The 20,568-nt window shown below is 61.7% G+C and carries 20 protein-coding genes and 1 other RNA gene; 11 read left to right on the top strand and 10 right to left on the bottom strand.

Going from position 1 to position 20,568, the window contains the following annotated elements; all coding sequences use genetic code 11:
• Positions 1-69 precede the first annotated feature (69 nt).
• Both dnaJ and QEO92_RS25690 read left to right on the top strand, forming a co-directional pair.
• The gene (gene dnaJ / locus QEO92_RS25695; protein WP_037151876.1) at positions 70-1,209 is read left to right on the top strand and encodes a molecular chaperone DnaJ; all 1,140 of its coding nucleotides are present in this window, start codon (positions 70-72) and stop codon (positions 1,207-1,209) included.
• A gap of 316 nt (positions 1,210-1,525) precedes the next feature.
• Positions 1,526-2,707: a low temperature requirement protein A gene (locus QEO92_RS25690; RefSeq protein WP_037151591.1), complete on the top strand. Its 1,182-nt coding sequence runs from the start codon at positions 1,526-1,528 to the stop codon at positions 2,705-2,707.
• 5 nt (positions 2,708-2,712) lie between these two features.
• Here QEO92_RS25690 and QEO92_RS25685 read toward each other — a convergent pair whose 3' ends face one another.
• The 3 genes from QEO92_RS25685 to QEO92_RS25675 all read right to left on the bottom strand — a co-directional run bounded on the left by QEO92_RS25685 (position 2,713) and on the right by QEO92_RS25675 (position 5,017).
• A complete protein-coding gene (locus tag QEO92_RS25685) occupies positions 2,713-2,919 on the bottom strand; it encodes a SlyX family protein (protein WP_227704907.1) in 207 nt (68 codons plus the stop codon).
• Complete coding sequence (locus QEO92_RS25680) at positions 2,912-3,445, bottom strand: cupin domain-containing protein (RefSeq protein ID WP_037151596.1); 534 nt, start codon at positions 3,443-3,445, stop codon at positions 2,912-2,914. Before QEO92_RS25680 ends, QEO92_RS25685 begins: the two co-directional genes overlap by 8 nt.
• A gap of 72 nt (positions 3,446-3,517) precedes the next feature.
• Positions 3,518-5,017 (bottom strand): globin-coupled sensor protein, encoded by a 1,500-nt coding sequence (locus QEO92_RS25675; protein WP_227704906.1) that lies wholly within the window; start codon positions 5,015-5,017, stop codon positions 3,518-3,520.
• Positions 5,018-5,809: 792 nt separating this feature from the next.
• Here QEO92_RS25675 and recF point away from each other — a divergent pair.
• Genes recF through QEO92_RS25660 form a run of 3 tightly spaced genes read left to right on the top strand, consistent with a single transcriptional unit; the run spans position 5,810 to position 8,211 of the window.
• On the top strand, positions 5,810-6,934 hold the full coding sequence (gene recF, locus QEO92_RS25670; RefSeq protein WP_227704905.1) for a DNA replication/repair protein RecF: 1,125 nt from the start codon (positions 5,810-5,812) through the stop codon (positions 6,932-6,934).
• A 36-nt stretch (positions 6,935-6,970) separates the two neighbouring features.
• Positions 6,971-7,741, top strand: a complete 771-nt coding sequence (locus tag QEO92_RS25665) for a molybdopterin-synthase adenylyltransferase MoeB (RefSeq protein WP_227704904.1) — start codon at positions 6,971-6,973, stop codon at positions 7,739-7,741.
• Positions 7,738-8,211: a GNAT family N-acetyltransferase gene (locus QEO92_RS25660; protein ID WP_227704903.1), complete on the top strand. Its 474-nt coding sequence runs from the start codon at positions 7,738-7,740 to the stop codon at positions 8,209-8,211. Before QEO92_RS25665 ends, QEO92_RS25660 begins: the two co-directional genes overlap by 4 nt.
• Here QEO92_RS25660 and QEO92_RS25655 read toward each other — a convergent pair whose 3' ends face one another.
• On the bottom strand, positions 8,212-9,216 hold the full coding sequence (locus QEO92_RS25655) for a 2-hydroxyacid dehydrogenase (protein ID WP_037151610.1): 1,005 nt from the start codon (positions 9,214-9,216) through the stop codon (positions 8,212-8,214). It lies immediately after the preceding gene.
• A 155-nt stretch (positions 9,217-9,371) separates the two neighbouring features.
• On the opposite strand from QEO92_RS25655, the gene QEO92_RS25650 reads away from it, so the two are divergent.
• Entirely contained in the window at positions 9,372-9,911 is a 540-nt protein-coding gene (locus QEO92_RS25650; RefSeq protein ID WP_037151613.1) for an SH3 domain-containing protein, read from the top strand.
• 18 nt (positions 9,912-9,929) lie between these two features.
• Here QEO92_RS25650 and QEO92_RS25645 read toward each other — a convergent pair whose 3' ends face one another.
• Positions 9,930-10,922, bottom strand: a complete 993-nt coding sequence (locus tag QEO92_RS25645) for an adenosine kinase (protein WP_227704902.1) — start codon at positions 10,920-10,922, stop codon at positions 9,930-9,932.
• 366 nt (positions 10,923-11,288) lie between these two features.
• Between QEO92_RS25645 and QEO92_RS25640 the strand changes: the two genes are divergently transcribed.
• Positions 11,289-12,233 carry an AEC family transporter gene (locus QEO92_RS25640; RefSeq protein ID WP_227704901.1) on the top strand — a complete coding sequence of 315 codons (945 nt, stop codon included), beginning with the start codon at positions 11,289-11,291 and terminating at the stop codon, positions 12,231-12,233.
• Positions 12,234-12,320: 87 nt separating this feature from the next.
• Here QEO92_RS25640 and QEO92_RS25635 read toward each other — a convergent pair whose 3' ends face one another.
• The gene (locus QEO92_RS25635) at positions 12,321-12,905 is read right to left on the bottom strand and encodes a c-type cytochrome (protein ID WP_037151623.1); all 585 of its coding nucleotides are present in this window, start codon (positions 12,903-12,905) and stop codon (positions 12,321-12,323) included.
• Between the two features lie 150 nt (positions 12,906-13,055).
• Here QEO92_RS25635 and QEO92_RS25630 point away from each other — a divergent pair, with 150 nt between their 5' ends.
• Both QEO92_RS25630 and QEO92_RS25625 read left to right on the top strand, forming a co-directional pair.
• Positions 13,056-13,811, top strand: coding sequence for a 3-deoxy-manno-octulosonate cytidylyltransferase (locus tag QEO92_RS25630; protein WP_227704900.1), 756 nt, complete (start codon positions 13,056-13,058; stop codon positions 13,809-13,811).
• A 12-nt stretch (positions 13,812-13,823) separates the two neighbouring features.
• The gene (locus tag QEO92_RS25625; protein ID WP_037151629.1) at positions 13,824-14,687 is read left to right on the top strand and encodes a prephenate dehydratase; all 864 of its coding nucleotides are present in this window, start codon (positions 13,824-13,826) and stop codon (positions 14,685-14,687) included.
• A 672-nt stretch (positions 14,688-15,359) separates the two neighbouring features.
• On the opposite strand, the gene QEO92_RS25620 is transcribed toward QEO92_RS25625, so the two are convergent.
• The 4 genes from QEO92_RS25620 to QEO92_RS25605 form a co-directional block, all read right to left on the bottom strand.
• On the bottom strand, positions 15,360-15,731 hold the full coding sequence (locus tag QEO92_RS25620) for a VOC family protein (protein ID WP_227704899.1): 372 nt from the start codon (positions 15,729-15,731) through the stop codon (positions 15,360-15,362).
• 69 nt (positions 15,732-15,800) lie between these two features.
• Positions 15,801-16,496, bottom strand: a complete 696-nt coding sequence (locus tag QEO92_RS25615) for a helix-turn-helix transcriptional regulator (RefSeq protein ID WP_227704898.1) — start codon at positions 16,494-16,496, stop codon at positions 15,801-15,803.
• Positions 16,497-16,856: 360 nt separating this feature from the next.
• Complete coding sequence (gene nudC, locus QEO92_RS25610; RefSeq protein WP_227704897.1) at positions 16,857-17,834, bottom strand: NAD(+) diphosphatase; 978 nt, start codon at positions 17,832-17,834, stop codon at positions 16,857-16,859.
• 2 nt (positions 17,835-17,836) lie between these two features.
• The gene (locus QEO92_RS25605; RefSeq protein ID WP_037151879.1) at positions 17,837-18,265 is read right to left on the bottom strand and encodes an HIT family protein; all 429 of its coding nucleotides are present in this window, start codon (positions 18,263-18,265) and stop codon (positions 17,837-17,839) included.
• 226 nt (positions 18,266-18,491) lie between these two features.
• Between QEO92_RS25605 and ffs the strand changes: the two genes are divergently transcribed.
• Both ffs and QEO92_RS25595 read left to right on the top strand, forming a co-directional pair.
• Positions 18,492-18,588: signal recognition particle sRNA small type (ffs, locus tag QEO92_RS25600), an RNA gene on the top strand.
• Between the two features lie 77 nt (positions 18,589-18,665).
• Positions 18,666-20,564: a DNA polymerase III subunit gamma/tau gene (locus tag QEO92_RS25595; protein ID WP_227704896.1), complete on the top strand. Its 1,899-nt coding sequence runs from the start codon at positions 18,666-18,668 to the stop codon at positions 20,562-20,564.
• Positions 20,565-20,568 lie beyond the last annotated feature (4 nt).

The following is a 20,568-nucleotide window of genomic DNA, read 5'->3' as shown; positions in this document are numbered from 1 at the left end:
CGACCATAGTTGACAGTGTATCCGGCTGCCTTCGTGCAGCCGGAATCCTTTCCGGAGCCGGTTACCTCCATGGCAAAAGCAGACTTTTATGAAACGCTGGGTGTCGGCAGAACGGCTGACGAGAAGGAACTGAAGAGCGCCTTCCGTAAGCTTGCCATGAAGTATCACCCGGACAAGAACCCGGATGATGCCGAGGCCGAAAAGAAGTTCAAGGAGATCAACGAGGCCTACGAGACCTTGAAGGATCCCCAGAAGCGCGCGGCCTACGACCGATTCGGCCATGCCGCCTTCGAGCAGGGCGGAATGGGCGGCGGCTTCGGCGGCGGCGGGGCCGGCTTCTCCTCGGCCGGCGGCTTCTCCGATATCTTCGAAGACATCTTCGGCGAGATGATGGGCGGCGGGCGTGCCCGGCGCTCGGCCGGCGGTCGCGAGCGCGGCGCCGACCTTCGCTACAATATGGAAATTTCGCTGGAAGAAGCCTTTACCGGCAAGACGGCGCAGATCAGGGTTCCGACCTCGATCACCTGCGATGTCTGTTCCGGTTCGGGCGCCAAACCCGGCACGCAGCCGAAGACCTGCCCCACCTGCCAGGGCTCGGGCCGCGTGCGTGCAAGCCAGGGCTTCTTCTCGGTCGAACGCACCTGCCCGACCTGCCACGGCCGCGGCCAGACGATTACCGATCCCTGCACCAAGTGCCACGGCCAGGGCCGCGTGACCGAAGAGCGTTCTCTGTCGGTCAACATCCCGGCCGGCATCGAAGACGGCACCCGCATCCGCCTGCAGGGCGAAGGGGAAGCCGGCACGCGCGGCGGTCCCGCGGGGGACCTCTACATCTTCCTGTCGGTGAAGCCGCACCAGTTCTTCCAAAGGGACGGGGCGGACCTTTATTGCGCCGTGCCGATCTCCATGACGACGGCAGCCCTTGGCGGCACGTTCGACGTGGCGACGCTCGACGGAACGAAATCCCGCGTCACGGTGCCGGAAGGCACGCAGCCCGGCAAGCAGTTCCGCCTGAAGGGCAAGGGCATGCCGGTGTTGAGATCCAGCCAGACGGGCGATCTCTACATCCAGATCCAGATCGAGACGCCGCAAAAGCTCACCAAGCGGCAGCGCGAACTCCTGCAGGAATTCGAATCCCTCTCGTCGAAGGAGAACAATCCGGAATCCACCGGCTTCTTTGCCAGGATGAAGGAATTCTTCGACAACTGAGTTCGGGGCCCGAGCCGAAGAAAATACGCCGGTCCCCAAAGGGCCGGCGTTTTCCGTTCATGCCGGCGACTGGATGGACGAACTCGCGAGTACCATCGCGAACAGAAAGAGGCAGGCGGCCGCGCCTTGCCCAGCTGCAGGCATAACCACCGAGCGCCATCAGCGTGCTGGTGGCCCGTTCCAACGCGTTTTCGATCTCCAGATATCCAGGCGCTTCCTCGTTGGCATTGGTCAATCGTTTCGACTTTCACGGTTGCCCCTCCTGCGTCCGGACCAGCGCCCTATCTACCTCGGTTATCCAGCGCAGGGAGCTCGCATGACCGAGAGCGGACAACAATGGCTTCGGCAGGACGACCAGGAAGCCACCAGGGCGAGCTTTCCGGAGCTCTTCTTCGATCTGGTTTTCGTGTTCGCGCTGATCCAGCTCTCCGAGACGCTTGCCGCCGATTTCACGTTCGGCATCGCCGCCGAGACGTTTCTCTTCATCTTCGCGCTATGGTGGGTCTGGATTCACACGACATGGATCACCAACCTCCTGAACACGGAGATCACGCCGGTCCGGCTGCTGCTCTTTGCCATGATGTTCCTCGGCATCGTGCTGGCGATCACGCTTCCCCGCGCCTTTACCGATATGGGCCTTGCCTTCGCGCTCGCCTATTCGGCCATGCAGATCGGCCGCTCGCTGTTCGCGCTCTATGCCTTCCGGCAGGCGGGCGATACCGCCTCGTTCATGACCCTCCTCAGGATCACCGTCTGGCTCTTTCTGTCGAGCGTCCTTTGGATCGCCGGCGGTCTTTCGGAACCGCGCCTGCGCGTCATCCTGTGGATTGCAGCACTTGCCATCGAATATATCGGTCCGGTGCTGCGCTACTGGCTGCCGAGGCTCGGTCCCTCGCCTCAGGAAACGCTTGATATCAGCGGAGAACACCTCGCCGAACGTTGCGCGTTGTTCGTCATCATCGCGCTTGGCGAGACCATCATCACCACCGGCAAGAATGCCTCCGGCCATCTGGAGATCGAAGCCACGTCGCTGGTCCTGCTCTGCGCATTCCTGTCCACAGTGCTCATGTGGTGGATCTATTTCCACGACGGACAGGAGCGGGCCGCCGACAAGGCGGAAGAGACGGCCGAACCGCAGATCATCGCCCAGCAGCTCTTCACCTACGGCCATCTGCCAATCGTCGCAGGGATCATCCTGACGGCGGTCGGCGAGGATTTCAGCCTGTCGCATCCCGAAGAAACGGGATCGTATAGTCATGCTCTTGCACTGCTCGGCGGCCCTATCCTGTTTCTCGGCGGCACGACCTTGATGAAGACCATGGCCTCACGCTACGTCCCCTATTCGCACGTCACCGGCATCATCCTGCTTGCCGCCTGCTTCCTGCTCGTTCCCTTCATCGCGAATTTCCTCACGCAGGTACTCGCGAGCACGATCCTGCTTGTCGTCGCCCTATGGGAATATGTGGCGCTGAAACGGTTCCGCCGCGCGGCCGCCTGACCGCCTCAGTAATGCGGCGGCCTGGTGATCGGCGCCGCTTCCCGCGAGGCTTCCTCCAGCTCCAGGAACCGCTCCATCAACCGGTCGAGCTTGATGCGGGCCTGCTCGAGCGCCTTCCATTGGCCGGCGACCTGGTCGGACAGTTCCTCGATCACCTTGGCCTGATGGGCGGCAAGCTCCTCGAGCTTCACCAGCCTTTCCTCGTCACTCATCGCTGGCTTCCTTCGCCGCCTTCCAGGCGCGCACCGCATCGGGCATGCCGTCATGCCTCCCAAGCGGGCGTACCGGTGCATCATCCCACCAGTCGGAGCGGATCGGCTTCATGTCCAGGTTCTTCGGATAGAAAATACGATTCTCCGGCTTGCTGGCTTCCCCGACCACCAGCAGCCGCACTTCGGCTTCGGTGTTGTTGATGAAAGTATGAGCAACCCCCGTGCCCGCTGGAAAGCCGACGGAGTCGCCGGGTTTCAGCCGATGGATCTCGCCGTCCAGCCAGGCATCCGGCGTGCCCTCGATGACGTAGACGAATTCCTCCTCCAGGCTCTCTGCATGCGGGAAGGAGGAACGGCGGCCGGGCGGCAGGCGCTCGTGATGGATGCCGAGCCGGGTCAGGCCGAAATGCCGGGCAAGTGCCGCACCAAAGCCCATCAGTTCGTCATCGCCCCGATAATGCCCCTCGGTCGGCTTTTCGACTTCGGCCCAATGGGCGATGCAGGAAGGTCGGTCCTTGTCGGTCATGGCGCAATCTCCCCTTGGAAATTGGCCGACACTAACCGACCGGGACCGGGCGGTCCATGTGGATTTCGAAGATCAGGCTCGAAGGCGCGGCCGCTCCACGCGCATGTCCCGGGCGCCCTTCGTCTTGAAACGGGCGACAAGCGAAGCCAGGCGGTTGCTGATGCCGACCAGGCTCTGGGCCGTCGCATTGGTCTCTTCCATCAGCGCGGCATTCTGCTGGGTGATCTGATCCATGCTGCGGATTGCGGAATTGATCTCGTTGATGCCCGACGCCTGCTCCTGCGCCGACTGCGCGATGGAGTTGATATGTTCGTCGATGGACTTTACGCGCCCTCCAAGGCCTACAAGGGCCTGGCCCGTCTGGTTGACGAGATCGACGCCCCGGTGCACGTCGGCCGAGGACTGGTCGATCAGTTCCTTGATCTCCTTGGCGGCGGCTGCCGAGCGCTGGGCAAGCTCGCGCACTTCCTGGGCGACGACCGCAAAACCCTTGCCCTGTTCGCCTGCGCGGGCGGCCTCGACACCCGCATTCAAGGCGAGCAGATTGGTCTGGAAGGCGATTTCGTCGATCACGCCGATGATCTGCGTCATTTTCTGGGAAGATTGTTCGATGTCGCCCATGGCGGCAACGGCCTCTTCCACCACCTCGCCCGAGCGAACGGTCTCCGTTGCCGATTCCCGAACGATCGTCTGGACCTCCCGCGTGCGTTTGGCGGACTGTGTCGCAATCGTAGTGATCTCTTCGAGCGCCGCCGCGGTCTGTTCCAGGGCCGATGCCTGCTGTTCGGTGCGTTTGGCCATGTTATCGGCAGCAGATGAAATGCCGCCCACTTCGGCACGCACCTGCTCGACCGAGGTATTGACCTCCCGCATGGCGGTATCCAGTTCGGCGACGGAAGAGTTGAAATTCTGCCGCAGAGCGGAAAAATGCGGCGCCAGCTCCTGCCAGAGTTCCGCCGTGAGATCGCCGTCGGCAAGGCTCTTCAGCGCCCCGTCCAGCGCGGCCAGCGCTGTGTCCTGTTCGGCCTTCGCCTTTTCGCGCTCAGCCTCCGCCTTTTCACGTTCTTCATTCAGCGCCTGCAGGTAGACGGAGATGCTGTAATCCATGTCGATCAGCGCGGCCTTGATGATGGCCGTGAGGTTTTCGGAAAGGGCCTTTGCCTTCCTGTCCTGGAAAAATCCCTTCATTTCTTCCTTGATCACCGCGCGGACAAGGCCGTCCAGAACCATCGCATAGCCGCCGATATACCAGCGTGGTTCGAGGCCGAGGCGCGCGTGAACGCGGCCGATGGCAGAGACGGCGTTTACGTACTCGCCGTCGTACTTGCCGGACGCGATGACTGCCCAATGATTGGCCTGCCGGCTTTTCGCATGGGCGATGTGGCCATCGTTGGAGAAGAACTTCGCTGTATGAGGATTGGCTTTGACCTTGTGGTAAAAGGCATCAAGCGAACCTCCCACGGCCTGCTTGATGATCGGCTGGAGATTGGCAAGGTGACGTCGCTCTTCCTCACCAAGACCTGCAAATTCCAGGCGGTCTTTCAAGTCGGCGCTAAAGTTTGGATCGGTCATGGGGGCTCCGAGACGGCGAGATAAGGGGTGTTCCAAACAGGGTTGGCTGATTGCTACTTTTCGTCATCGAGTTTTAACGCGCTGTTAGCCATGCCCCCTGAATTTTCAGCATGCATAAATTAGCATTGCTTTTGAAAAGCACTGATTCTCCGGAAAACAGAACCTCTGATCACCGCGCAGGCATGCAGCCAGTCGGCGTACCTGAAATGTGCAAAGCAGGCGCGAAACGCTCCCTCCTCCAATGACATCAATGTCTTGAGCCCCTTCGCTTTCACGCTCTTCCAACCCGTGTCTACAATCTCCTCGCTTCCGTCGCCGGAGTGTTTCGCGAGACGTTCGCGTGCAGGCGGGAGCCGGCGCTTCCATCGGAACCGTAACGTGCGGGAAAGGTGGAAGAGGTGAAAGCCATGGAAGAGAGCGGGCCACAAACCCGATCGCTTCCTATCAAGCCTCCCCCGGGCAGCCATGTCCGGTTCGGTATAGCCGTGCAAGTGGTGAGCCTGTCCCGAAAAGACGAGCGTGAACGAGACCACGCAGCGAGGCGAGATGATCACCTGTAGGGGCCGGAAGCCCCGAAAGAACGCCGAAGGCCACGCGAATGCGGAGCCACTTTATACAATTCCAATGAGGTGCCGCATTCGTGTGGGCTCTCCGATCTTTGAAACCACGGCAGGAGACTGCGCGTGGACGGAAACGTTGGGAGGGCCCCTGGTCGGAGGGGTATCTACAGACGAAGCTTGCCTTCCTCGCTCCAAAACCTTAGCTCCTGTACAACGACACCCAAGATTCCCGATGGCGCAGAAAACCTCTCTTTCCCGGCTCAAGCTCACCGATTTCCGCAACTATGCGGAAGCGACGCTCGTCTTCGACGGGCGCCACGTGGTGCTGGCGGGCGAAAACGGCGCCGGCAAGACCAATCTCCTGGAGGCGGTCTCCTTTTTCTCGCCGGGCCGCGGCTTACGCCGTGCGGTCCTGACCGATGTCGCCCGCGTCGGCGCTGCCGGCAGCTTCACGATCTTCGCCGATGTCGACGGGATGGAAGGCGACGTCTCGATCGGCACAGGCATCGAACCTGCCGATGGCGAGAACGTCACCCGCAAGCTCAGGATCAACGGGACGCCTGCGAAATCAACGGAGGAACTGTCCGACCACCTGAGCGTCCTGTGGCTGACGCCGGCCATGGACGGACTTTTTACCGGCCCCGCCGCCGACCGGCGGCGCTTCCTGGACCGGCTCGTATTGTCTCTCGATCATGCTCATGGCCGCCGCGCCAGCGATTTCGAGCGCGCCATGCGAAGCCGCAACCGCCTGCTCTCCGAAGGCCGTTTCGATCCCGCCTGGCTTTCCGGGATCGAAGCGCAGATGGCGAGCCTCGGCATTGCCATGGCCGCTGCGCGACAGGAGATGCTCGGCCTCCTCAGGACATTGTCGGCCGGTTCGGGCGAGACGCCCTTTCCCACACCGGTGCTGGCGCTCGAAGGCTTCATGGATCACGCCACGGAGCGGCCCGCCGCCGAGCTGGAGGACGAATACCTGGAGATGCTGCGGAACAGCCGCGGGCGCGACGCTGCTGCGGGTCGTACGCTGGAAGGGCCGCATAGATCCGATCTGCTTGTCCGCCATCGCGAAAAGGACATGGAAGCCGAACGCTGCTCGACCGGCGAACAGAAAGCGCTGCTGATCGGCCTTGTGCTTGCCCATGCCCGTCTCACCGCCGACATGACCGGTCATACGCCGATCCTGCTGCTCGACGAGATCGCCGCACATCTCGACGAAGGCCGGCGCGCGGCGCTGTTCGATCTTGTCCACGGGCTCGGCGGCCAGTCCTTCATGACCGGCACGGACAAAAGCATGTTCTCCGCTCTCGCCGACCGGGCGCAGTTTTTTACCGTCGCACATGGCAGCGTCACATCCTGAGTTACACGCCTCGTCTCGCGATGATATGATACCTTCATGGAAACCTTGACACCTGACGAGATCGAACGTTACCGCCGCCACATCCTGCTGCCGGAAATCGGCGGCACCGGTCAGCAGAAGATGAAGGACGCGCGCGTTCTGGTAATCGGCGCCGGGGGGCTCGGCACACCGGTCCTCGAATATCTCGCCGCGGCCGGCATCGGCACGATCGGCATCGTCGACGATGATCTGGTCTCGCTCTCAAACCTGCAGCGGCAGGTGATCCACGATACCGGCACGATCGGCGAGATGAAGACGAGAAGTGCCCGCGAGGCGATCGCGCGGCTCAACCCGCATGTGCGCGTCGTGGATTTCGAGGAGCGCTTTTCGCTCGAATGGGCGTCGCGGAACCTGTCCCGCTTCGACCTCCTCATCGATGGCTCGGATAATTTCGATACACGCTATGCGGCGGCGGACGCGGCGGAACTTGCGAAAATCCCGCTGGTGACGGGCGCCGTCGGGCGTTTCGACGGGTCCCTGACCGTGCTGAAACCCTATGAGACCGGCCCGGACGGTGCGCCTAATCCCACCTATCGCGATCTTTTCCCGGAAAAGCCGCCGGAAGGACTGATCCCCTCCTGCGCCGAGACCGGCATCGTCGGGGCACTGACCGGTGTCATCGGCACGCTGATGGCCATGGAAGCGATCAAGCTTATCGTCGGGATCGGCGAACCGCTGGTCGGCCGGCTGATGCTCTACGATTCGCTTGTCGCCCGCTTCGACATCATCAAATACAAACGCCGCATCGCAAGGGCTGCCGCCGAATGACCGACATCATCCGCATTGGGGAAGACTTCGGCCGCTTCGACGAACTTCTGGCGCTCATCCTCTCCTCCTTCGCCTATATGGACGGCGTCATCGACCCGCCCTCCTCCGCGCATCGGCTGACATTGGCGTCATTGGCCGAAAAGGCGAAAGATGAAATCGCCTTCGCCGCCGTCGAGGATGGCAAGCTCGCGGGCTGCGTCTTCCTGAAACCGGAGCCCGGCTTCCTCTATCTCGGCAAGCTCGCTATCGCGCCGGAATGTCAGGGCAAGGGTCTCGGCCGCCGGCTGCTGGCAATTGCCGAAGATGTCGCCCGAAAAGAGGGACTGCCATCGCTCAGGCTCGAAACCCGCATCGAACTCGCCGGCAACCATGCGACGTTCGCCAGATGGGGCTTTTCGAGAACCGCCGAGAATTCCCATCCGGGCTTTGAGCGCGTCACCTCGATCGAGATGCAGAAGCGGCTTGCATGATCAGTTGCGGCCCGGCAGCACCCGGTTGGGCGGACGGTGGCCGTCGAAGAAGGTACGGATATTGATGATCACCTTGTCGCCCATGTCGATCCGTCCCTCGATCGTCGCCGAGCCCATATGCGGCAAGAGCACGACGCGGCCCTGATGGGCAAGCTTGATGAGCTTCGGGCTCACCGCCGGTTCGTTCTGGTAGACGTCGAGGCCGGCGCCGGCGATCTTGTTGTCGCGCAGAAGCTGGATCATCGCCGCCTCGTCGATGATGTCGCCGCGGGCGGTATTGACGATGATCGAGCTCGGCTGCATCAGCGCCAGCCGGCGAGCCGAAAGCAGGTGGAAGGTCGCCGGTGTCGAGGGGCAGTTGACCGAGACGACGTCGACGCGGGCAAGCATCTGGTCGAGGCTGTCCCAATAGGTCGCCTCCAGTTCCTCTTCCGTCGCGGGATTGGCGCGCTTCCTGTTGTGATAGTGGATCGACAGGCCGAAGGCCTTGGCCCGACGCGCGACGGCCGTGCCGATGCGACCCATGCCGACGATGCCGATGCGCTTTCCCCAGATGCGGCGGCCGAGCATCCAGGTGGGGCTCCAGCCCGCCCAGTCGCCCGGATGATCGGTGAGCACGCGCGAACCTTCGACCAGCCGCCGGTTGACCGCGAGAATCAACGCCATGGTCATGTCGGCAGTGTCCTCGGTCAGCACATTCGGCGTATTGGTGACGGTGATGCCCCGCTTTGCGGCCGCATCCACATCGATATGATCGAAGCCGTTGGAGAAGCTGGCGATCAGCTTGAGCTGCGGCCCGGCTTCGGCAATCAGCGCTTCGTCGATCCTGTCCGTGACTGTCGGCACCAGCACGTCCGCAAGCTTCATCGCGGCCGCCAGTTCGTCCCGCGTCCTTGGCGTATCGTCGATATTGAGCTCGGCATCGAACAGCTCTCGCATGCGGGTTTCCACCGCATCCGGCAGCTTGCGGGTGATATAGACCTTGGGTTTTTTCTTTGCGGTCATGAGTTTCGCTATCCGGCGCCCTTTAGGATGTCCTTAACCAAGTCGCGCGATATTCGGTTCATCCAGGGCGTTTTCTACCAGACCCGTCGGCGAAGACAAACAAAACCTCGCAGGGTCCGCGTGGCGCCCCACGGTCTTTCAGCCGGAACCAACCCATGCGCCGCGTTATCCTTCGTTCCTTCATTGCCCTGACTCTCGGTCTTGCCGCCTGCCTGTCCGTTTCCGCGCCAGCTTACGCTCAAGGCGCGAAGGGGCCTAGCGGCCTGCCGCTCCCCCGGTTCGTCAGCCTCAAATCGAAGAAGGTGAATATCCGTATCGGTCCGAGCACGGATTATGCCGTCTCATGGATGTATATGAAATCCGGCACGCCGATGGAGGTCATCCAGGAGTACGAGAACTGGCGGCGCGTCCGCGATGCCGACGGCACCGAGGGCTGGGTGAACCAGGCGCTGCTTTCCGGCGAGCGCACCGCACTCGCGGCACCCTGGATGCGCGGCAAGGGCAAGGACATCTACGTCAACATGCGCCGGGACCCGCAGAACAGCGCCGCCATCGTTGCCAAGCTGGAGCCAGGCGTCGTGCTCAAGATCAACGAATGCAATGGCGACTGGTGCCACGCGGAAGCGAGCGGCACCGAGGGCTGGATCGCACAGGGCGAGGTCTGGGGCGCCTATCCCGGCGAGGCCTTCAAATAAGGCTTTCCCGGCGAGGCCTTAAACAAGGCCTTCGCTTGCCGCCGCTTCCTTGAGCGATTCCATCGGACGCGGGCCTATCTGCTGAATGCAGATGGCGGCTGCCAGGCAACCGAGCTTGCCGCAATCTTCAAGCGAGCGTCCCTGGGTATAGCCGTAGAGGAAGCCGGCGGCGAAAAGGTCGCCTGCACCGGTCGTATCGACCAGTTCCCGGATCGGGTAGGCAGCGACCTTCACGCGCTCGGCGCCGCGGATGATGATCGCGCCCTCCTCGCTGAGCGTGACGGCAGCAAGCTTGCAGTCCTTGCCGATCTTTTCGAGAGCCAGCTCGAAATCATCCGTCTCGTAAAGCGAGAGCGCTTCCTGCCGGTTGGCGAAGACGATGTCGACCGTGCCGGAACGCATCAGGTCGAGGAATTCCGCACGGTAGCGGTCGACGCAGAAGGGGTCGGAGAGCGTCATCGAGACTTCGCGACCGTTCGCATGGGCGATGCGGGCGGATTCGCGGATCGCCTCCTTGGCGCGCGGCGGGTCCCAGAGGTAGCCTTCGAAATAGGTGACTTTGGATTCGGCCACCACATCCGCCTCGACATGCTCCGGACCGAGATCGACACAGGCGCCGAGGTAGGTGTTCATCGAGCGCTCGCCGTCCGGCGTGACGAAGATCATCGAACGGGCGGTCGGCGGATTGGTGCCTTCCGGCCTTGTATGGTAGTGCACGCCCTGGGCACGGATGTCGTGCTGGAAGATCTGGCCGAGCTGGTCTTCGGCGACCTTGCCGAAATAGGCAGCCCTGCCGCCGAAACCGGCAATCCCGGCCGCGGTGTTCCCGGCCGAACCGCCGGAGGCTTCCACCGCCGGCCCCATCTTCGAATAGAGAAGTTCGGCGCGCTCTGCATCGATCAGGTTCATCGCTCCCTTGATGATCGCATTCTCGCTCAGGAAACTGTCCTCACAGCGGGCAAGGATATCCACGATAGCATTACCGATGGTCAGCACGTCGAATTTGGGCATCCGGTCTTAATCCTCTTTAACAGGTTAGTCCGCGAAAACCGGTATTCGGGTTTTGACGTGATTGGAAGCGAAAATAACGACAATGCCCGTAAAACCAGGCCTTCCACCATCCGTCACGTCCCTGTCACGATCTACGTTTATGTGTTTGCCCATCCGGTTGCGTTGCCGACCACGGATGAACTGGCGGCAGACTTCCGGAATCCCGGCTGAGACCGGGAACGAAAGCGGGGATTGCCCCGCTTTTTTGTTTGGCACCCAGGCCGTCTCATTTCCTCCCTCGAAAGGCTCTTCTGCGGTAAACGCATTTGTCCTCACCCGCGACATGCGTTAGACGCATAAAACCTCCCTTTGCCGAAAGCCTCCTTCGTGTCCTCCGTCTTCGTGAATGTCGTGCCCGTCTTCGTCCTGATCCTCATCGGCTGGATGTCGGCGAAAACCGGAATATTGAAGGAGGAGACCGGCGACGCGCTCGGTGAATTCGTCTTCAAGATCGCCGTGCCCATGCTGATCTTCCGGACACTGGCGGACGCGCATTTTGAAGGCGCTTCGCCGTTCCGGCTCTGGACGGCCTATTTCCTGGCCGTCGCCGTCACCTGGACGGTCGGCCATCTCATCGCCACGCGCATCTTCCGGCGTGATGCGAAAGTCGGTGTCATTGCCGGGATGTCCGCCTCGTTCGCCAACAACGTCTTCATCGGCCTGCCGCTCGTCGCCCACATCGTCGGGAAAGATGGGTTGGTGGCGATCTCGATCCTGCTCGCCATTCATCTGCCGCTGATGATGGTGGCCGGCACCATCCTGATGGAGGGTGCCGCCTCGAAGGTCGATGGAGGGGAGAAACGCAGCATTCCAGCCATCCTGGTGCAGATAGGCTCGAATCTTGCCCGCAACCCGCTGGTGATAGGGCTTTTTGTCGGCGTGGCCTTCAATTTGCTCGGCCTGCACCTGCCGCAGGCGGTTGCCGTGGTCGTGGACCAGATTTCCGCAGCGGCAAGTCCTGTCGCACTGATATCGATCGGCATGGCGCTGACGAAATATCCGATCCGCGGCGATATCGGGCTTTCCGGGATGTCGGCCGTCCTGAAGCTCACCTTGCTGCCGGCCGTCGTCTTTCTCATGAGCCACCTTCTGGGTCTTCCACAGGATTGGACCGCAGCACTCGTGCTGACCTCCTCGGTGCCTACCGGTATCAATGCCTGGCTGATTGCCCAGCGCTTCCGTTCCGGCCACAGCCTTGCGGCATCGGTTATCAGCATCACGACGGCCTTCGGCGTGATTACCGTCAGCTTCTGGGCCTGGCTGCTGAGTTGAGCAGCCCCAAATCGGAGACCCTCAACCACAAACGCAAAATGCCCGGGCGAAGCCGGGCATTTTCATTGGAAAACATGCCTGAACCGATCAGTTCGTCGCAGGCGGAGCGGCCGGCGCTGCATTCGGGTCCGGAAGCGGAGCCGGGCTGTCAGATTGTTCGCGCAGATAAGCGAGCAGGTTGGCCCGTTCGGTATCGTTCTTGAGACCCGCAAAGCCCATGGCGGTGCCCTTGATGAAGCTCTTCGGAGCCGTAAGGAAATGGTTGAGGTTGTCGAAGGTCCAATGCTCCGAACCGCCCTTGGAGAAATCCTTCATGGCAGCCGAATAAGCGAAGCCTTCATGCGAAGCAACCGGACGGTCGACAACGCCCCAGAGATCGGGGCCGACCTTGTTCGGACCGCCCTTCTCGATCGAATGACAGCTCTGACACTTCTTGAAAACCGTCGCGCCGGCTGCTGCATCGGCACTTGCAAGAAGCTGTCCAACCGGAACTGCCGCCGGCGCCGCCTCAGCCGCTTCGCCCCCTGCAGGCTCCTCAGCCGCAACAATGGCAAAGCCTTCCTTTTCAGGGGTCGGTGAATGAAAAATGCCTTCCGAGGCAATCGACACCGACATCATGACGAAGACCGTAGCAAGCAGGGCGCCTGCCGCCATGTTTACGTAGGGGTTCATCCGCAACCGCTCCTTGCAACCGCCTGTCCTAAGGCGAGCCATCTTGAAATTGCGCGGAACCTATGTCTTTTGCATCATTGTTGCAACACGATATTCATCCCGCGCGTGAGACTTTTTGACACTTTTCCCGCCGGGACAGAAGGGTCCCCCATGAAGAATTCGGCTTTTGACCGAACGCTGGTGCTGATCCCGGCCCGAATGGCCTCGACGCGCCTGCCAGGAAAACCTCTGGCTGATATTGCCGGATTGCCGATGATCGTCCAGGTAGCAAAACGCGCCCAAGAAGCGGAAGCCGGCCGAATCATCGTCGCGGTCGACCATCAGGACGTCTACGACGCGGTGGCGGCCGCCGGTTTCGACGTGGTGATGACCCGCCAGGATCATCAATCCGGTTCCGACCGCATCTTCGAAGCCGTCCAGAAGGCCGATCCGGACGCGAAGATGGATTTCGTCATCAACGTCCAGGGTGACCTGCCGACGATCGAACCGGAGGCGGTCCGCGCCTCGCTCCGTCCTCTCGAAAATCCCTCGACCGATATCGCAACGCTGACGGTCGAGATCACCGACGAACACGAGAAAACCAATCCGAATGTCGTCAAGATCGTCGGCTCTCCGCTTTCCGCCACGCGGCTGAGGGCGCTTTATTTCACCCGCGCGACGGCCCCATACGGCAACGGCCCGCTCTATCACCATATCGGGCTCTATGCCTATCGCCGCGCCGCGCTCGAAAAATTCGTGTCGCTCGGGCCTTCGGTGCTCGAAAAGCGAGAATCGCTCGAACAGCTCCGGGCGCTCGAAGCGGGCATGCGCATCGACGCCGAAATCGTTGACTCCGTGCCTCTGGGTGTCGATACTCCCGCCGACCTTGAAAAGGCGCGCGCGATCCTTTCCGCCCGCGCTTCCTGACGGATGTTTCCCATGAACGCTCCCACCAATAGCATCGCCTTCCAGGGCGACTTCGGCGCCAATTCCGACATGGCCTGCCGCGACATGTTCCCGACCATGGAACCGCTGCCCTGCGCAACCTTCGAGGATGCCTTCCAGGCGCTCGAAAACGGCGACGCCGATCTGGCGATGATCCCGATCGAGAACACGATCGCGGGCCGCGTCGCCGACATCCACTATCTGCTGCCCGAATCGCGGCTGCATATCGTCGGCGAATATTTCATGCCGATCCGCTTCCAGCTCATGGTGCTGCCGGGTGTGAAACATGAGGAAGTCCGCACCGTCCACAGTCATATCCATGCGCTCGGCCAGTGCCGCAAGATCATCCGCGCCAATGGATGGAAGGCGGTCGTGGCGGGCGATACGGCCGGTGCTGCCAAGCTGATCGCGGAAAAGGGCGACCGCTCCATGGCCGCGCTCGCGCCCCGGCTTGCGGCGGAACTCTACGGCCTCGAAATCATGGCCGAGAATGTCGAGGACACGGAAGACAACATCACCCGTTTCGTGATCCTGTCGCGCGACGAAAAATGGGTGCAGCGCAACGATCCGACCGATGTGATCGTGACGACGTTCGTATTCAACGTCCGCAATATTCCGGCCGCGCTCTACAAGGCGCTCGGCGGGTTCGCGACGAACGGCATCAACATGACCAAGCTCGAAAGCTATCAGCTCGGCGGCAAGTTCGTGGCCACCCAGTTCTATGCGGATATCGAGGGCCATCCGGACGACGCTCCGGTGCGCCGGGCGCTGGAGGAACTCCGGTTCTTCTCTGAAAAGGTCCGCATCCTTGGGACCTACAAGGGCCATCCGATGCGCGGAGCACTGCAGAAGGGATGACGAACGGTCCGGCGTGAACTCGTGCATAACAAAGGACGGATTCCCCCCTTGGCGATGGTTGGAATTTCAAGTTCGGCCGGGACACGTCGGGTGCCTCGATTTAAGTTTTTATAAGTGACACGCGACGTGTCCCGTTCAGTGTTCTTGTGCTGCGCAACTCCGATCCCTCTGCGGCGATATGGTCTTACGTCCTTGCGGATGCCATACCGGGTTGTGTGCGACACACGCACGCCTCGCCTTGAGGCGAGAGGGGGACCATTTTCTGCGCAGCCCCTGACGACCCGCCTGCATCAACGGCAGACCGAAAGGGCACCGGTCCCATCTCGCCGGCGATGCTTGAACCGGTGTAGCCGAAACGGGACGCGAAGATTGTAGGCATGGGTTGAAAGGGCGGGGATGAACGGGAGTGATTTTTCCTGTCGATTTCTCGCAAGGTTTCGATTTGCCTCGCCATACCCCCTCTGCCCTGCCGGGCATCTCCCCCACGGGTAGGGAGATCACAAGTGGCGTGATCCTCGCTTCCAAACTGCCGTTGCAAACGCGGGACGCTCACTCGGGACACTCGATGAAAGGCTGTGAGCAGGCGTCCAGCCAATCTCCCCCCTTGTGGGGGAGATGCCCGGCAGGGCAGAGGGGGGTGCCACGCCCGCCGCTGCCGAGCGCCTTTCGCGCTTACTCCGCGCTCATCGAATAGACCCGCAGGCGATGGCCGTCCGGATCGGTCATGACGAAGGTGTAGCCGAAATCCATCTGCACCGGCGTTTGCAGCACCCGCATGCCGCGTTTCGCCCAATCCGCATAGATTCTGTCGACATCGGCCGCATTTTCGCGCCTGAAGCAGATCTCCATCCCGCCGCTGCCATCTTCGACGAGCGGCTCAGCCGTGTGCCGTGACCAGAGGCCGACCTTGAGGCCGGTCGGCAGGACGAAAAGGGCGAAAGTCGCCGAACGTTCGACGGGATCGACGACGAAGAGAGACTGATAGAATTCCGCGCTTGCGAACGGGTTGTCGACGAAGAGAATAACGAAATCGGGATGAACCATGTCAGTGCTCCTGTGCTTGAGACCGACGCAACGCTATCGCACTCTGCTGTCAGATAATGGCAGCAGCGATCACCGCTCTTCGGGAATCCCCTGCATCTCGCGCCACGCCTTCACCAACACCTGCCGGCGGCGGGGATAGCGCTGTTCCGTCGACGTGACGGAAATCATACGATCGGTGCGGAAATGCCGAAAATCCTGCCTGAGCTCACACCAGGCAACCAGAACCCGGACGCTGTCGAAGAAACCGAGCGCGAAGGGCCAGACTCTCCTCGCCGTCAGCGTTCCCTTGTCGTCTTCGTAAGCGAGTTCGAGAATGCGTTCAGCCCGTATCGCCTTGCGGATCAGGCCAAGATCGGCCCTGCCCTCCTGCCTTTTCGCCGGCCCGACGAGCAGGGTCGAGGTGTCGATCTCCTGTCTGAGGTCGGGCGGCAAGACAGTGGCGATCTTGGCAAGCGCATCGACGGCACCGGCGGCAAGTCGTGGATCGGCCGTCTTCGCCACCCAGCGGGAGCCGAGCACCAGCGCCTCGATCTCCTCTTCGGAAAACATCATCGGCGGCAGCATGAAGCCCGGTTTCAGCACATAGCCAAGCCCCGCCTCCCCCTCGATGAAGGCGCCCTGCGCCTGCAGGCTTGCGATATCCCGATAAAGCGTGCGCAGGCTGACGCCGGTTTCGGCAGCGAGTTTCGCACCGCTGACCGGCTGGCGATAGCGGCGGAGCACCTGAAGGAGAGCAAGCAGACGTTCCGAGCGGGCAATGGTCATGAAGTTGAAACCTCAACGAAGGCAAAGGGCTAGATTGCCACCCCCCTCACCAACAAAATCTAACACTTAGCTAAAGCTAAGATGTTGATTTTGTAACCTCTCCCACCAAGGGAGAGGTAGGCCCGCGGCGGCGCGGCATTTCTATCTCTCCCCCTGTGGGAGAGAAAGCAATTTCAGCACCTTAGCAAAGCTAAGTGCTAGAAATTGCAAGTGAGGGGGTAGAGAGCAGTCAGGCATAGCCTGACGCTCTGCCCTTCGGAATGATTCACCTGATCATTCCGTAGGCTGCGCCTGACCGCTCCAGCCCTTCGCTTGAGCTCAGGGCGTTCCTCGCTGCAATCGATTCACTGGATCGATTGCTCAGGCTGCGCCTGACCGCTCGTCACTCCACTCGATCCAGTCGCGCAGCAGGCGGTGGGCGATCGCGCCCCTCGCCGGCGCAAAATGAGGACTGTCCGGACCGGCATCCAGCATCGCGGCGACCTCCGCGCGCTCGAACCAGCGGACGTCCGCCATTTCCTGCGGATCGATCTTGATCTCGGTGGACGTCGCTTCGGCATAGCAGCCGATCATCAGCGAATGCGGCATCGGCCAGGGCTGGGAGGCGTGGTAACGCACCCTTCCCACCTCAATGCCGGATTCCTCAAAGGTCTCGCGACGTACCGCGTTCTCGATCGTTTCGCCCGGCTCAACGAAACCGGCAAGACAGGAATACATCCCTTCCTGGAAATGGTGACTACGACCGAGCAGGCAACGGTCCCGCTCGATATCCACCGTCAGCATGATCACCACCGGATCGGTACGTGGAAACGTCATATGCTGGCATTGGGTGCAGACGCGCTTGTAGCCGCCGATCTTCGGCTCAGTCGGAGAACCGCATTTGCCACAGAAGCGGTTGGCGCCGTTCCAGTTGAGGAGCGCTACGGCCTGCGCGATCTCGCCCTGCAGTTCGCCCTCGATCAGCGAATCACGGAAGAGCGCCCGCGCCTCCGTGGGTTTGTAATGGCTCGCCAAGCCCTCGACCGGGATCAATACCGGCACGGCAATCCTCGGCTCACCACTCTCCTTGTAGCCGAGCAGAACGGCGTTATCGAAATCAGGTCCGAGTTCAGCGAGTTCGTAAGGCGCGAACAATGGATCGAGGATCTGGCCGTCGTGCTTCAGGATCAGCCGGCTGCCGGTGAAGGCGAAGATATGCATGCCCTCGACCGCGAGCGCTTTCTCCAGGCAGTCGTCGTCACGATATTCGGCCTGCCGGTCCAGCTTGTTGCCGGAAAAGGCGGTGAGTTCGCTCGGTTCCGGATGCGGTGCGTCGGTTTGGAAAAGAGTTGCGGTCATGATCAGAGAGCTTCAATGAGTTTCTTGAGGAAATCCTGCTTCTGCGGTTCGTCATAAGGCACCGCCTGACCGAACCCCCAGACGGGACCGGGCCAATTGGGATCGCCCTCGAACCGAGCTATGACGTGGACATGCAGTTGGCGAACGATATTGCCAAGCGCGCCCACGTTGACCTTCGTCGCGCCGGTTGCCTCTTTCAGCGCCGCAGCCACCGTATTCGTCTCGAAGGCCAAAAGCGCCTGGTCGAGCGGAGTGAGATCGAATATCTCGACCATGCCGTTGCGTTGCGGCACCAGCATCAGCCAGGGCCAGCGGCTGTCTTTCAGGATACGGAGCTGGCAGAGACCCAGCACCGTCACGAGATCCGAATCCCGAGCGAGTCTCCCGTCCAATTCGAAATCGCTCAAGCTCTCCTCCCGTTTGTTTTTCATTCGATAGCAGTTTTTGCCGATCCGGCGGTCCGGTCCCAACATCTGCATATCCTTGGCGCACCTTCGCAAGCAAATGTTGGAATCACAAGGACCACAAGCAAGCATATGATTTCCAGTGGAATTTTCGGATCGATATCTGATCTGAAAAGGGCCGCGAACGAGATTCGAATGTCAAATTCATTCCACCAGCTTGCATTTGTAAGCGTTATTGCCGATATGTGCGACGGGAGGTTGGTGGTGGACGAGCCACTCGCCAACCGGGTCAGGTCCGGAAGGAAGCAGCCCTAACGAGCCCGGCACGGGTCGCCGTGCCAGCCTCCCACCTCAATTCGATACCATCTTGGTCAGCTTCCGGTCCGGTCAAGTGGCTGGAACGGCCCGCGCAGGCTGGCAGGACTTTATGAGCGATACCGGGCCCACACAGACGAGCACCCCCACCGGAAACGGATACCGGGTGCTCGCCCGCAAATACCGTCCCAAGGATTTTTCGGACCTCATGGTCGGCCAGGAGCCGATGGTCCGCACGCTGACCAACGCCTTCGAGACCGGCCGCATTGCGCAGGCCTATATGCTGACCGGCGTACGCGGCGTCGGCAAGACGACGACCGCCCGCATCCTCGCCCGCGCACTGAACTACAAGACCGCGGAAATCGACAAGCCGACGATAGACCTTCGCATTCCCGGCGAGCACTGCCAGGCGATCATGGAAGGCCGGCATGTCGACGTGATCGAGATGGACGCCGCCTCGCATACCGGCATCGACGACATCCGCGAGATCATCGAGCAGGTGCGCTACCGGCCCGTCTCGGCGCGCTACAAGGTCTATATCATCGACGAAGTGCACATGCTCTCGACGCAGGCCTTCAACGGCCTGTTGAAGACGCTCGAAGAGCCGCCGGAGCATGTGAAATTCATCTTCGCGACGACGGAAATCCGCAAGGTTCCGATCACGGTGCTTTCGCGCTGCCAGCGATTCGATCTTCGCCGCATCAGCGCCGCCGATCTCGTCGGCCTGTTTTCGACCATCCTGGAAAAGGAAGGCATCCCCGCCGAACCGGAAGCGCTCGCCATGGTCGCCCGTGCGGCGGAGGGCTCGGCGCGCGACGGGCTGTCGCTGCTCGACCAGGCGATCGCCCATGGCGGCGGCAGCGTGCAGGCCGAAACAGTGCGCGGCATGCTGGGCCTTGCGGACCGCGCCCGCATCGTCGATCTCTTCGAGCATATCGTGCGCGGTGACGTGACGGCGGCACTTTCCGAGTTCGGCGCGCAATACGAAGCCGGCGCCAATCCGGTGGTGGTGCTGACCGATCTCGCCGACTTCACCCATCTCGTCACCCGCTTCAAGTATATTCCCGATGCGGCAAACGACCCGTCGCTCAGCGAAATCGAGCGCGTACGCGGCCGGGAATTCGCCGACAGCATCGCGGTGAGCACGCTGTCGCGGATCTGGCAGATGCTGCTCAAAGGCATTCCGGAAGCGGAAAACTCTTCGCGTCCCGCCGGTGCGGCCGAAATGGTGCTGATCCGGCTTACTCATGCCGCCCATCTGCCTTCGCCGGAAGAGGCCGCACGCCGGCTGGGGGATTTCTCCGGCAGCGGTGAAGGCCAACGCCCTGCCCCATCCCCGAACGGCAATGGCGCCAATGGGGGCGGAAGCCGGCCAGTTTCGCCGCAGCACGCATCGGTCAATGCCCGCGGCACGGAGATGTCGGCGCCACGCGTGCCGGCCGAAGTCTCAGGACGTGGGCCTACCGCCATGCTGCAATCGGTTCCGACGCCGGAGCGGCAGGAAATGCCGGTCGGCCGGATCGAGGAACAGCCCGCGGAGAAACCGCAGCCGAAAGTGCCGGTCAATTCGCTGCAGGACATCGTCGAGCTTTGCACCCAGAACCGCGATCCGAAGCTGAAGGCGCTGGTGCGCAATTTCGTGCGGTTGGTGAAGCTGGAGCCGGGGCGGCTCGATATGCGGTTGGCCGATGGCGGTCCGAATACGCTGCCCGGCGAGCTTGGCGTCAAGCTCAAGGAATGGACCGGCATTCACTGGGTCGTCAGCATCAGCAAGGAGGAGGGCGCGCCGACGCTGGTCGAGGCGGATAACAATGCCCGCGAAGCCCGCCTTACGGATGCCCGCGCCGACCCGGACGTGGCGGCGATCCTCGCCCAGTTTCCGGGGGCCAAGATCACCGACGTGCGTATCCGCGCCGCAGAAGAAGAGAACGAAACCGAGGAAGCGCCGGCACCGGCGACCGCGGAATCCGAAGAGGGCGACATCCTGCCCGGCGACGACATCGAGCTATAGAAGA

Origin of the sequence: Neorhizobium petrolearium (assembly GCF_029854435.1) — a bacterium.
Lineage (GTDB): Bacteria > Pseudomonadota > Alphaproteobacteria > Rhizobiales > Rhizobiaceae > Neorhizobium > Neorhizobium petrolearium.
This window is presented reverse-complemented; position numbering and strand designations above follow the sequence as displayed.